Raw genomic sequence first — 12,559 nt, 5'->3', positions numbered from 1 at the left:
GTGCGCTCGAACCGCCGGGCGCCAGCGCGACCCCGGCTACTACCTTGGCGGGTATTTCGCAGCCGATTGAAATTTGCATTCGCGCAGAAAAATTCGTCATGAAAATTGCTCGGTGAATGGGCAATCACAGCTGCCGAAATCACGGTAAGATTCGGCAGTCGCTGACGCTCACTGTGGAGGTGCGGGATGCCATTCGTCGTCACTAATACGGAGTATGTGTCGGGGGCGGCCGGGAATCTGGCGCGCATCGGTTCGGTGATCAGCGAGGCCAACTCGGCGGCGGCGGCCCAGACGACCGCCGTGGCGGCGGCCGGCGCCGACGAGGTGTCGGCCGCCATCGCGGCGTTCTTTCGAGCCCACGGCCTGAGCTATCAGACGCTCGGCGCGCAGGCCGCGGCGTTCCACGACCAATTCGTGCAGAACCTGTTCGGCGGCGCGCAGGCCTACGCCAGCGCAGAGGCCGCCGCGGCGAACCCCTTGCAGCCGCTGCTCGACGCGATCAACGCGCCCGCCCGGGCGCTACTCGGGCGTCCGCTGATCGGTGACGGCGCCGACGGCGGGGCGGGAAAGGCCGGCGAGGACGGCGGAATCTTGTTCGGCAACGGCGGTAGAGGCGGAGATGGAGTGGCTGGCCAGGCCGGCGGCCGGGGCGGCTCGGCGGGCCTGATCGGCAACGGCGGGGCCGGCGGCGTCGGTGCGGCGGGCGCCAACGGCGGCGCCGGCGGCCTCGGCGGGTGGCTCTTGGGCAACGGCGGTGCCGGCGGCAACAGCGGCGGCGGCGGCGGTGCGGGCGGTGTCGGGGGCTCCGCCTTCTTGCTTGGGGCCGGCGGCGCCGGCGGTATCAGCCCCAACGGTATAGGAGCCGGTGGCGCGGGCGGCAACGGCGGCGTGTTGTACGGAAACGGCGGTGGTGGCGGCAGCAGCTTCCTCGGCGGCGGCGGCAACGGCGGCAGGGCCTTCCTGTTCGGCGACGGCGGCACCGGCGGGGACGCCCTCTCCAATGGGCTCGGCGGGGCCGGCGGCAACGGCGGGTTCTTTGTCGGCAACGGCGGCAACGGCGGCAACGGCTTTAGCAACGCCAGCGGCGGGCTCGGCGGCCAGGCCGGCTTGATCGGCAACGGCGGGGCCGGCGGCAATGGCGGGTCGTTCCCACCAGGCAACGGCGGCAACGGCGGCAACGCACTGCTGATCGGCAACGGCGGCAACGGCGGCCGTAGCACAGTCGGTACCCCCGGCACGGGCGGCGTGCGCGGGCTGCTGTTCGGCCAAAACGGCGCGAACGGCTAGCCGTAGCGGCAGGTCAGCCCACCTCGCCGCTGGTTACGGTTGCGTACGTTTTCCTCACTCGGGGAAACTGGGCCGGATTAAAACCCGGCCAAGGGTCGAGCCGCCAAAGTGAAGGGAACCGCATTGGGCCACTACATCGCCAACGTCCGCGATCTCGAATTCAATCTCCTCGAGGTCCTCGATGTGGGCGCCGTCCTCGGCACCGGGCGTTATAGCGAGCTCGACGCAGACACGGTGCGCACCATCCTGGCCGAAGCGGCCCGCTTGGCCGAAGGTCCGGTCGCCGAAACCTTCGCCTACGCCGACCGCAACCCGCCCGTGTTCGACCCGGCCACCCACTCCATCAGCGTGCCCGACGAGTTGGTCAAGACGGTGCAAGCGATCAAAGACGCCGAGTGGTGGCGCCTGGGTTTGGCCGAGGAGATCGGCGGCATGCCCGCCCCCGCACCGCTGGTCTGGGCTGTCAACGAAATGATCTACTGCGCCAACCCTGCTGCGTCCTTCTACAACCTGGGCCCGACGCTGTCACAGTCCCTGTACGTCGAGGGCAACGAGCAGCAACGGCAGTGGGCGGCGATGGGTGTCGAACGCGGTTGGCAGGCCACCATGGTGCTCACCGAACCCGACGCGGGCTCCGATGTGGGTGCCGGCCGGACCAAGGCCGTCGAACAACCCGACGGCACCTGGCACATCGAGGGCGTCAAGCGGTTCATCTCCGGCGGTGACGTGGGCGACACGGCCGAGAACATCTTCCACCTGGTCCTGGCCCGGCCGGAGGGCGCCGGTCCGGGGACCAAAGGATTGAGCCTGTTCTATGTGCCCAATTACCTTTTCGATCCGGACACCGGTGAACTCGGCCCCCGCAACGGCGTCTACGTCACCGGCCTGGAACACAAGATGGGTCTCAAGTCCTCCCCGACGTGCGAGTTGACCTTCGGCGCCACCGACGTGCCCGCGGTCGGCTACCTGGTCGGCGGAGTGCACCACGGGATCGCACAGATGTTCACCGTGATCGAGCACGCCCGTATGACCATCGGCGTCAAATCCACGGGCACGCTGTCCACCGGCTACCTCAACGCGCTCGCCTATGCCAAAGAACGGGTGCAGGGCGCGGACCTGACCCAGATGACCGACAAGACCGCGCCTCGCGTCACGATCATGCGCCACCCCGACATTCGCCGCAGCCTGATGACCCAGAAGGCCTACGCCGAGGGCCTGCGGGCGCTGTATCTCTATGCCGCCGCGCACCAGGACAACGCTGTGGCGCAACATGTTTCGGGCGCCGACCCAGACATGGCGCACCGCGTGGACGATCTGCTGCTGCCGGTCGTCAAAGGGGTTGGCTCGGAACGGGCCTACGAGGTCCTGACCGAGTCGCTGCAGACCCTGGGTGGTTCGGGCTTCTTGACGGACTACCCCATCGAGCAATACATCCGCGACGCGAAGATCGATTCGCTCTATGAGGGCACCACCGCCATCCAGGCGCTGGACTTCTTCTTCCGCAAGATCGTGCGCGACCACGGCAAGGCGCTGCAGTTTGTGACGGCTCAGATAACGCAGACCATCGACAACATCGACGAAACGCTGAAACCGCAAGCCGCGCTGCTGCAAACCGCGCTCGACGAGGTCACCGCAATGACGAGCGCGCTGACCACCTACCTGATGTCCGCCGCGCAGCACCCGACCGACATCTACAAGGTCGGGCTCGCGTCGGTGCGATACCTGCTGGCCGTCGGCGACCTGATCATCGGCTGGCGGCTGTTGGTGCAAGCCGGTGTTGCCCATGCGGCGTTGGCCAACAAACCTTCCAAGGACGACGAAGCGTTCTATCGAGGCAAGGTCGCGGTTTCGGGTTTCTTCGCCAAGAACATGCTGCCCAAGCTGTCCGGAGTTCGGGCCGTCATCGAATCCGTCGACGACGAGATCATGCGCGTGCCTGAAGCTGCCTTCTGACGGGCGTCGGCATCGAAGCCATGCCGCTATGGCCGCGGCAGTGCGCGGTGCAGTGGGTTCATCGCGATGTTGGACCTGCCACGTCGGGCAGGAAGCGGGCCGCTGACCACTTGCGGTGAGTCAGCGGTGGCCCGGGTGCGATCATGGAGTTGCATCGCGGCGGTGCGACCGATACCGACCATAGGTGCAGCGGGAATCCTTTTGGCCAGGCGAGCGCACTGCGGGCAGTCGGCACTGTCGGGCACTGAGGCCATCGGATACTGCTCGACGAATTTCGGACAGCCCTGCGCGCAGCGGAATAGGTAGGTCGGCACCCCGCCGACTATAAATCGTCGGCCGCGACGTGTAGGCCGCTGCCGACGCTGTCGCGGACGGTTTGCAGAAGATCATCAGCGCCATCACAGTTACCGGCCATCTTGGGCTGCAAGGGTCGTCATGTGCAGAGAGTGCCGCATGCCTGAACTACTGTTCCCGCTGGATTCGGCCAAGAAATTCACCGAACAACACATAATCGGACACAATCGCTGGCATCCGGATATCCCGCCGGCCGTCACCGTCAAGCGCGGTGCCACGTTCCGCGCACACTGCCGCGAATGGTTTGACGGCGCCATACACAACGACGATTCGGCCGAAGACATCCTCAACGCTCCCCTGCAGAATGTGCACTGCCTGTCTGGACCGTTCGCGGTCGACGGCGCCGAACCGGGCGACCTGCTGATCGTGGACATCCTGGACCTCGGTCCCATCCCGCAGGAGGACTCGGGCCCGCTTGCCGGACAGGGCTGGGGCTATACCGGGATATTCGCCAAACTCAACGGCGGCGGGTTCCTCACCGATCAATTCCCCGACGCCTACAAGGCGATCTGGGACTTCGCCGGACAAACCGCGACCTCGCGACACATTCCCGGCGTCAAGTACACCGGCATCGTGCATCCGGGCCTGATGGGAACGGCCCCGTCCGCGCAGCTGTTGGCGACCTGGAACAGGCGCGAGGGAGCCCTCATCGCGACGGATCCCAACCGGGTGCCGCCCCTTGCCCTGCCACCGGAACCAGACGGCGCCATTCTGGGTGCCCTGACCGGCGACGAGTTCGGCCGCGTCGCGGCCGAGGCCGCCCGCACCGCTCCGCCCCGCGAGAACGGCGGCAACCAGGACATCAAAAACCTCACCAAAGGAAGTCGGGTGTTCTATCCGGTGTTCGTGCCCGGCGCCAACTTGTCGTTCGGCGATCTGCACTTTTCTCAGGGCGACGGCGAGATCACCTTCTGCGGCGCCATCGAAATGGGTGGCTTCATCGACGTCCATGTGGACGTGATCAAAGGAGGCATGCAGACCTACGGCGTCTATGAGAATGCCATCTTCGTCCCGGGCAATACCGCCCCGCAGCATTCGGAGTGGATCGCTTTCTCGGGCACGTCGGTGACCTTGGACGGCGAACAGAAATACCTCGATTCGGATCTCGCCTACCAGCGCGCCTGCCTCCATGCGATCGACTACCTGACAAAGTTCGGCTATAGCCCCGAACAGGCTTATCTGCTACTCGGATCGGCCCCTATCGAGGGACGCCTGTCCGGAGTGGTCGATATTCCCAATTCGTGTGCCACCGTGTACATCCCGACTGCGATCTTTGACTTTCCGCTGACGCCCTCAGCATCCGGACCGCATCGGATCGACCCCGGCATGGGGGCGCCGCGGGCCAGCTTCACCGGTTGACCGGAGTGCCTGCAACGGCGCTGATCTGGTCACTGACGCAGCTATCCCGCGAATTACCGATGCAGGCGGCACACAGTTAGCCCGCCTGTCAGCGACACCTTAAGGCGCGCAACGGATTTGTCGCTCACAGGCGGGCACGAGGGGGTACCCTCACCTCCGGGTGACCGATGTGACCAGTCGCCATCTCGCCCGGCAGCGAACGGCACTACAGTTATCCGCGGCGCCCTGGAAGTCAGACGGTGAAGCCGAGCGCGCGCAGTTGCTCGCGGCCGTCATCGGTGATCTTGTCCGGACCCCACGGTGGGTTCCACACCCAGTTGATCCGTATCTCGTCGACCAGACCGCTGCTGACCAGTGCGCTGCGCGACTGATCCTCGATGACATCGGTGAGCGGGCACGCCGCCGATGTCAAGGTCATGTCGATCAGCGCGACGGTTCCTTCGTCGCCGTCCGCCACGTCCAGCCCGTAGACCAGGCCCAGGTCGACGACGTTGATCCCCAACTCCGGGTCGACGACGTCGCGCATCGCCTCCTCGAGATCGGCAAGCAAATCTTCGTTGGGAGCGGCGGTTTCACTCATTGCTGACCTCCTCCAGGGCATGACTGGCCTGAGCCAGCGCATCTTTGCAAGCCATCCATCCGAGCAGTGCGCATTTCACCCGTGCGGGGTATTTCGCCACGCCGGCGAACGCGATTCCGTCTCCGAGAACGTCCTCGTCACCCTGCACCGTTCCACGCGAGGACACCATCTCGGTGAACGCGTCGATGATCTGCAACGCTTCAGGCACGCTGCGGCCGATCACCTGCTGGGTGAGCACCGACGTCGACGCCTGGGAAATCGAACAGCCCTGGCCGTCGTAGGAGACGTCGGTGACCGTCGTGCCGTCGTCGGACAACGCGACCCGCAGCGTGACCTCATCGCCGCAGACGGGGTTGACATGGTAGACCTGCGCGCCGAACGGTTCCCGCAGCCCGCGGTGCTGCGGGTGCTTGTAGTGATCCAGAATGACGTCCTGATACATCTGCTCCAGTCGCAACGTCACTCTCTCCCAAAGAACTTCAGCGACCGTCGCACCCCGGCCAGTAGCCGGTCGACCTCGTCGAGCGTGTTGTACACCGCGAAGGATGCTCGCGCGGTGGCGGCCACGCCGAACCGCCGGTGCAGCGGCATGGCGCAGTGATGTCCGACCCGTACGGCCACACCCTCGTCGTCGAGAATCTGGCCGACGTCATGGGCGTGCACCCCGTCGACGACGAATGCGACTGGGGAACCGCGGTTTTCCACCGTTGTGGGCCCGATGATGCGGACACCGTCGATACCGGACAGGCCCTCGATGGTCGCGGCGACCAACTCACGTTCGTGAGCCTCGACGGCGTCCATGCCGATAGCGCCCAGATAGCTCGCGGCGGCAGCCAATCCGACAACCTGGGAGGTCATCGGGGTGCCGGCCTCGAAGCGTTGCGGCGACGGCGCATAGGTGGACGCTTCCATGGTCACCGTCTCGATCATCGAACCGCCGGTGAGAAATGGGGGCATTGCGGCCAGCAGCTCGCGACGGCCATACAGAATGCCGATTCCATTAGGACCCAACATTTTATGTCCCGAGAAAGCGGCAAAGTCGACGCCCAGCGCGGGGAAATCCACCGGCTGGTGTGGCACCGACTGGCAGGCGTCCAGTACGGTCAGGGCGCCGACTTCGGCGGCACGGGATACCAATTCGCTTACCGGCGCCAGCGCACCGGTGACATTGGAATGATGGCTGAAAGCAACGACTTTGACGCGCTCGTCGAGGTCCAGCGAGTCCAGGTCAATGCGTCCGTCGTCGGTTATCCCGTACCAGCGCAAGGTGGCACCGGTCCGTCGGGCGAGCTCCTGCCACGGGACGAGGTTCGCGTGGTGTTCGAGCTCCGTCGTGACGATGACGTCACCGGGACCGACGGCGCGCTCGAACCGCTTGTCGCCCAAGACATATGACACCAAATTCAGTGCCTCAGTGGCGTTCTTGGTGAACACCAATTCGTCGGCTGATCCGGTTGAGGCGCCGACGAATGCCGCGATGTCGGCGCGGCCCTGCTCATAGGCGTCGGTGGCCTCTTCCATCAGCTGGTGGGCACCTCGATGCACCGCGCCGTTGGACGTCAGCAGAAACTCCCGCTCGGCATCGAGCACCTGGACCGGACGCTGCGAGGTCGCGCCGGAATCCAGGTACGCCAACTGGTTTCCCCCGCGCATGATGCGCTTGAGGATGGGGAAATCGGCGCGGATCGCGGCGAGATCCAATGGCGTCGCGGAGATGGTCATGCTTACGCCCCCGCGGCCGCCGCTTGGGTAAAGCGTACGTAGCCATTTTCCTCGAGCTCGTCGGCTAGTTCGGGGCCGCCGGATTCCACGATGCGGCCGCCGACGAACACGTGCACGTGTTGCGGATGGATGTAGCGCAGGATGCGGGTGTAGTGGGTGATCAGCAGGACGCCGCCGTGCTCGGTTTCGGCGTAGCGGTTCACGCCCTCGCTGACCACCCGCAATGCGTCGACATCCAAGCCGGAGTCGGTTTCGTCGAGGATGGCGATCTTGGGCTTGAGCAGCTCGAGTTGCAGGATTTCGTGACGCTTCTTCTCGCCACCGGAGAAGCCTTCGTTGACGTTGCGTTCGGCGAAGGCCGGGTCGATGTCGAGTGCGGCCATGGCCGCCTTGACCTCTTTGACCCAGTGCCGCAGCTTCGGCGGCTCGCCGCGGATGGCGGTTGCCGCCGAACGCAGGAAGTTCGACATCGAGACACCGGGCACCTCGACGGGATACTGCATGGCCAGGAATATTCCCGCTCGCGCTCGCTCGTCGACGCTCATGGCCAACACGTCGGCGCCGTCCAGCGTGATGGATCCCGACGTCACCTGATACTTGGGATGGCCGGCGATGGCGTAGGACAGCGTCGACTTCCCCGAGCCGTTGGGACCCATCAGGGCATGCGTCTCACCGGAATTCACGGTCAGGTTGACACCGTTGAGGATGGGAATTTCTCGCTCCCCGTCGGCGGCGGCGTTGGGATTTTCGACGCTGACGTGCAGGTCTTTGATTTCCAGGGTCGTCATCAGGCTGTTGTCTTCTCCGTTGCCGTTGCTTCGGTGATTTCCAGTTCGTGTTCAATGGCTGTGGTCAAACGTTCGCGTACCTCGGGCACCGCGATCTTGGAGATGATCTCGCCGAAGAAGCCGCGGATCACCAGCCGGCGGGCCTGCTCTTCGGGGATGCCGCGAGAGCGCAGGTAGAACAGTTGCTCGTCGTCGAAACGTCCAGTGGCACTGGCGTGTCCGGCACCGGCGATCTCGCCGGTTTCGATCTCCAGGTTGGGCACCGAGTCCGCGCGCGCACCGTCGGTGAGCACCAGGTTGCGGTTGACCTCGAAGGTGTCGGTGCCGGTGGCCGCGGCACGGATCAGCACGTCGCCCACCCACACGGTGTGCGCATCGGGTAGCGACGATGCCGGATCTCCTTGCAGCGCACCCTTGTACAGCACGTTCGACTTACAGTCAGGGTGCGCGTGGTCGATCAGCAGCCGCGATTCCAGGTGCTGGCCGTCGTCGGCGAAGTACAGCCCGAGTAGTTCAGCATCTCCGCCGGGGGCATCGAAGCGCACGTTGGCCGCCATCCGCACCACCTCCCCGCCCAGCATGACGACGACGTGCCGCAGTACGGCGTCCTTGCCGAGCCGGGCGTGGTGGGCACTGATATGAACGGTGTCGTCGGCCCAGTCGGCGATCCACACAACCGTCAGCCGAGCGGCGTCGTCGACGACGAATTCGACATTGTCGGCGTAGGTTCCGCTCCCCCGGTCATCGATGATGACGACGGCCTCGGCGAGCTCCTCGAGCCGGATCTGCAGATGCCCGTAGGCGACCGCGCCTTCGCCAGGGCCGGTGACGGTGATGTTCACCGGCTCGGCGATTTGCGTGTCCCGTCCGACAGTGACCACGGTGGCCGAGTTAAACGACGAAAATGCTTGCGCCGCAACCCGGTCGGCTGGAACGCCGCCTTGCCCGAGCCGCTCGTCACCGCGGCGCACCTTCTCCACGCTGATGCCGGGCCGGTCGCTGACGCTGATCTCGGCAGCACCGGTGGCCGGCGCGGAGCCGTCGTGCAGGCCGCGCAACCGCTTCAGCGGCGTGAACCGCCAGAGCTCGTCGCGGCCGTGCGGAACCTCGAAAGCGTCGACGTCGAAGGACGCGAACAGCTCACCTTTGTTCAGTGGGCCTTGCACAGCGGTCGACGTCATCCGACCGCGCCCTCCATCTGCAGCTCGATCAGCCGGTTGAGCTCGAGCGCGTACTCCATGGGTAGCTCCTTGGCGATCGGCTCGACGAAGCCGCGCACCACCATCGCCATGGCCTCGTCCTCGGTCATCCCGCGGCTCATCAGGTAGAACAATTGGTTTTCGCTGACCTTGGAGACGGTGGCCTCGTGGCCCATGGTGACGTCGTCCTCGCGGATGTCGACATACGGGTAGGTGTCGCTGCGGCTGATCGTATCTACCAGCAGCGCATCGCATTTCACGCTGGACTTGGATCCGTGCGCGCCCTTGTTCACCTGGACGAGACCGCGGTAGGAGGTGCGGCCGCCGCCGCGGGCCACCGACTTGGACACGATGTTGCTCGACGTGTTGGGCGCCAGGTGCAGCATCTTGGCGCCGGTGTCCTGGTGCTGGTCTTCGCCGGCGAACGCTACCGACAGCACTTCGCCTTTGGCATGTTCGCCGGTCATCCAGACCGCCGGGTACTTCATGGTCACCTTGGACCCGATGTTGCCGTCGACCCACTCCATGGTGGCGCCGGCTTCGGCGCGGGCCCGTTTGGTGACCAGGTTGTAGACGTTGTTCGACCAGTTCTGGATGGTGGTGTAACGAACGCGCGCATGCGGTTTCACGACGATTTCGACCACCGCTGAGTGCAACGAGTCCGACTTGTAAATGGGAGCAGTGCAGTTGTGCACCGCAAACCCGTAGGCCAGATAGCTGTCCGGCTCCTCGACATCGAGGTTGTACACCGGTTCGTGCGCCTCGCGTACTGTCCGCTTCTTGATCGGCACCGCGAAGTAGCCGCCACAATCGCGGGCCTGCTTGGGCCCGTGGCCGCCCTCGGTCCATTGAACCTGGTAAATGTCCTTGCGGATGACGTTGCGTCCCTGGATCACCCCGGGACCGCCCGCTCGACGTAGTTCGATGGTCGCGTAGTGACCCAGCCGAGCCAGAATGGCCTGCAACTGGAACGCCCAGACACGCGAGGTCGTGTGTGCCCGCTTCCACAGCGCGCCGCCTCGCCGGGTGGTGTTGCCGTCACCGTTCACGTAGGCGTCCACCAGCTCCCGCAGGAACGTCTCGTCCTGGCGCATCAGTAGATCCGACAGCTTCTTGTTCGACGACCCGATGCCGACGTTGTCGCGCATCGCGGCATAGCCCGCCTTGGTGTAGACAGTGACGCGAGCCGAATGCTTGTGCTCCTCGACCAACACAGAGCCAGACTTCTCGTACAGCGCCTTGCACGCCTGTCGCACGTCCTCGACATACTCGAACTCGTCGCTGTGGAACGAGAAGATCAGTGACTCACAACTATTGGTCAAGCACGCATGACCCTCGGCCAGGTAGTAACCAGCCAGGCGCGCAAACTCAAGCGGCAAGACCGTTTTGTGCGGGATTGGCTTCGGCTTGGGGTAGACCAGGAAGTCGCCCTCGGCCACGTCTTTCGCCGGGATCCAGCGCGGCTCGGCACGACGCAGCTTGGCGCTGTCGACTTCAGCCTTCCAGCCGTTGCGTTCGTTACGCATGACACGCACCTCTTGGCGCGGAATGACAAGCAACGGGTGCTCTGCCGTGACGGAGAACTGGTTTGCGGGCGACATCGGGGTAAAGCTGAACAGCTCGCCGTTAAGGTCGCGCATTTGCACGGCAGTCACGCGGTGTGGCAGCCCGTCGTGGCCGGCGACGTAGTCGCCCACACGGATCGATTCGATGGGTCGCAAGTCACCGTCGGCGGTCGTGATCAGCTCCCCGGCGGGCAGACAGCCCTCTACGTAGTGCACGTAGGAACCCTCGTCGGCGATGATCAATGTTCGCTCGAACTGGCCCATGTTCTCGGTATTGATCCGGAAGTAGGCCTGCAGCGGAATGTCGACGTGCACGCCGGGCGGGACGTAGATGAAGGATCCACCGCTCCACGCTGCGGTATTCAGCGCGGAAAACTTGTTGTCCCCTGCTGGAATTACTGTTCCGAAGTATTTCTTAAATATTTCCGGGTGTTCCCGCAAACCAGTATCAGTGTCTAAGAATACGACCCCTTGGGCCTCTAAATCCTCTCTGATCTGGTGATAAACAACTTCTGACTCGTATTGTGCCGCTACACCAGCAACTAATCTCTGCTTTTCCGCCTCCGGAATTCCCAGCCGGTCGTAGGTATTTCTAATGTCCTCTGGCAAATCATCCCAAGTGGCGGCCTGCTTCTCGGTAGAGCGCACGAAGTATTTGATGTTGTCGAAGTCGATGCCCTCGAGGTTGGAGCCCCAGCGCGGCATCGGCTTGCGCTCGAAGATTCGCAGCGCCTTCAGCCGGTTCTGCAGCATCCACTCGGGCTCGTTCTTCTTCGCGGAGATGTCGCGAACCACCGCCTCGGACAGCCCGCGCTGGGCGCTGGCGCCGGCGACATCGGAGTCGACCCAGCCGTAGCCGTAGCGGCTCAGCGAAGCAATAGCCTCCGCCTGGGTCAGCGGCTCGGCAGCGGTCTTGCTGGCCTCGAGGGTCATACGGTCGCTCCTTTGATGCTCGTAGTGTCGCGGCGCGGGCTGGGCGCCGGCGTTAAAGGCACGTGGGTGGTGCAGGCGCAGTCGCCGTTGACGATGGTCGCCAACCGCTGCACGTGGGTTCCCAGCACTTCGGCCATCGCCTGCTGCTCGGCTTCGCACAACTCCGGGAATTCCTCGGCGACATGGGACACCGGACAGTGATGCTGGCAGATTTGCACACCATGGATCGGCCCACCCACGCGGGTGGTGGTGGCGACGTAACCGGCTTTGGTCAACGCGTCGGCGATCCGCTCCGCGGCCGCTTCCACCGCGGCGTCGCCGTGGCCGTCGGCCCGGGCGACATCGGCCAGAATCGCGTCGATGCGTCGCCGCGCGAATGTCCGCACCGCGTCGTCACCGCCGATCTCCCGCAGTTGCCGCATGGCCGCCGACGCCAAGTCGTCGTACGAGTGGTCCAGCTTGGCCCGGCCGGCCGAGGTCAGCCGGTAACGCTTGGCGGGCCGTCCGCGTCCCGCCTGCTGCCACGGCGCGGCCGGTACGGATTCCGCGTCGCCCGCCTCGATGAGCGCATCAAGATGACGCCGCACACCGGCGGCCGACAGCCCCAACCGGTCGCCGATCTCACCGGCGGTGATCGACCCGGATTCCACCAGCAAGCGCACAATGGCGCGACGGGTGTGACCGTCGGGGACCGCGGCTGGGACAGCAGGAGTAGCTGCCTGGATTTTCACAACACAAGTGTGACGTAATTCCAGGGAGCTGTCTAGCGAGGGTGCCCTCACGCCGCAACGCGGCGTGACCGCTCGTCCCGAATCGCCG

Annotated in this window: 10 protein-coding genes; 3 read left to right on the top strand and 7 right to left on the bottom strand. The window is 65.0% G+C overall.

From position 1 onward, the window contains the following. The first annotated feature begins 186 nt into the window (after positions 1–186). The 3 genes from EET03_RS11320 (at position 187) to fmdA (ending at position 4,953) form a co-directional block, all read left to right on the top strand. Complete coding sequence (locus EET03_RS11320) at positions 187–1,287, top strand: PE family protein (protein WP_099194128.1); 1,101 nt, start codon at positions 187–189, stop codon at positions 1,285–1,287. A gap of 123 nt (positions 1,288–1,410) precedes the next feature. Continuing rightward, positions 1,411–3,240: an acyl-CoA dehydrogenase gene (locus EET03_RS11315; protein ID WP_075543289.1), complete on the top strand. Its 1,830-nt coding sequence runs from the start codon at positions 1,411–1,413 to the stop codon at positions 3,238–3,240. Positions 3,241–3,693: 453 nt separating this feature from the next. Continuing rightward, the gene (fmdA, locus tag EET03_RS11305) at positions 3,694–4,953 is read left to right on the top strand and encodes a formamidase (RefSeq protein WP_075543268.1); all 1,260 of its coding nucleotides are present in this window, start codon (positions 3,694–3,696) and stop codon (positions 4,951–4,953) included. 232 nt (positions 4,954–5,185) lie between these two features. On the opposite strand, the gene EET03_RS11300 is transcribed toward fmdA, so the two are convergent. Genes EET03_RS11300 through EET03_RS11270 form a run of 7 tightly spaced genes read right to left on the bottom strand, consistent with a single transcriptional unit; the run spans position 5,186 to position 12,522 of the window. Next, positions 5,186–5,533 (bottom strand): metal-sulfur cluster assembly factor, encoded by a 348-nt coding sequence (locus EET03_RS11300; RefSeq protein WP_063470157.1) that lies wholly within the window; start codon positions 5,531–5,533, stop codon positions 5,186–5,188. After that, entirely contained in the window at positions 5,526–5,996 is a 471-nt protein-coding gene (gene sufU, locus EET03_RS11295; protein WP_082274712.1) for a Fe-S cluster assembly sulfur transfer protein SufU, read from the bottom strand. The genes EET03_RS11300 and sufU overlap by 8 nt, the downstream gene beginning before the upstream one ends. Then, positions 5,993–7,255: a cysteine desulfurase gene (locus tag EET03_RS11290; protein ID WP_075543267.1), complete on the bottom strand. Its 1,263-nt coding sequence runs from the start codon at positions 7,253–7,255 to the stop codon at positions 5,993–5,995. Before EET03_RS11290 ends, sufU begins: the two co-directional genes overlap by 4 nt. A gap of 2 nt (positions 7,256–7,257) precedes the next feature. After that, positions 7,258–8,043, bottom strand: a complete 786-nt coding sequence (gene sufC, locus EET03_RS11285; RefSeq protein ID WP_075543266.1) for a Fe-S cluster assembly ATPase SufC — start codon at positions 8,041–8,043, stop codon at positions 7,258–7,260. Then, positions 8,043–9,224: a Fe-S cluster assembly protein SufD gene (gene sufD / locus EET03_RS11280; RefSeq protein WP_075543265.1), complete on the bottom strand. Its 1,182-nt coding sequence runs from the start codon at positions 9,222–9,224 to the stop codon at positions 8,043–8,045. The genes sufC and sufD overlap by 1 nt, the downstream gene beginning before the upstream one ends. Then, the gene (gene sufB / locus EET03_RS11275; protein WP_075543264.1) at positions 9,221–11,740 is read right to left on the bottom strand and encodes an intein-containing Fe-S cluster assembly protein SufB; all 2,520 of its coding nucleotides are present in this window, start codon (positions 11,738–11,740) and stop codon (positions 9,221–9,223) included. Before sufB ends, sufD begins: the two co-directional genes overlap by 4 nt. Further along, positions 11,737–12,522, bottom strand: a complete 786-nt coding sequence (locus EET03_RS11270) for a helix-turn-helix transcriptional regulator (RefSeq protein WP_075543263.1) — start codon at positions 12,520–12,522, stop codon at positions 11,737–11,739. The genes sufB and EET03_RS11270 overlap by 4 nt, the downstream gene beginning before the upstream one ends. Positions 12,523–12,559: the final 37 nt, after the last annotated feature.

Origin of the sequence: Mycobacterium innocens (genome assembly GCF_900566055.1) — a bacterium.
GTDB classification, from domain to species: Bacteria; Actinomycetota; Actinomycetes; order Mycobacteriales; family Mycobacteriaceae; genus Mycobacterium; species Mycobacterium innocens.
The sequence above is the reverse complement of the archived record's forward strand: the minus strand, read 5'-3'. Positions and strand labels throughout refer to the sequence as shown.

Bases quoted from the DNA above. Each gene is read 5' to 3' on its own strand.
- EET03_RS11320 (WP_099194128.1), top strand. From the start codon at position 187: ATGCCATTCGTCGTCACTAATACGGAGTATGTGTCGGGGGCGGCCGGG.
- fmdA (WP_075543268.1), top strand. From the start codon at position 3,694: ATGCCTGAACTACTGTTCCCGCTGGATTCGGCCAAGAAATTCACCGAA.
- EET03_RS11300 (WP_063470157.1), bottom strand. From the start codon at position 5,533: ATGAGTGAAACCGCCGCTCCCAACGAAGATTTGCTTGCCGATCTCGAG.
- EET03_RS11290 (WP_075543267.1), bottom strand. From the start codon at position 7,255: ATGACCATCTCCGCGACGCCATTGGATCTCGCCGCGATCCGCGCCGAT.
- sufC (WP_075543266.1), bottom strand. From the start codon at position 8,043: ATGACGACCCTGGAAATCAAAGACCTGCACGTCAGCGTCGAAAATCCC.
- sufD (WP_075543265.1), bottom strand. From the start codon at position 9,224: ATGACGTCGACCGCTGTGCAAGGCCCACTGAACAAAGGTGAGCTGTTC.
- sufB (WP_075543264.1), bottom strand. From the start codon at position 11,740: ATGACCCTCGAGGCCAGCAAGACCGCTGCCGAGCCGCTGACCCAGGCG.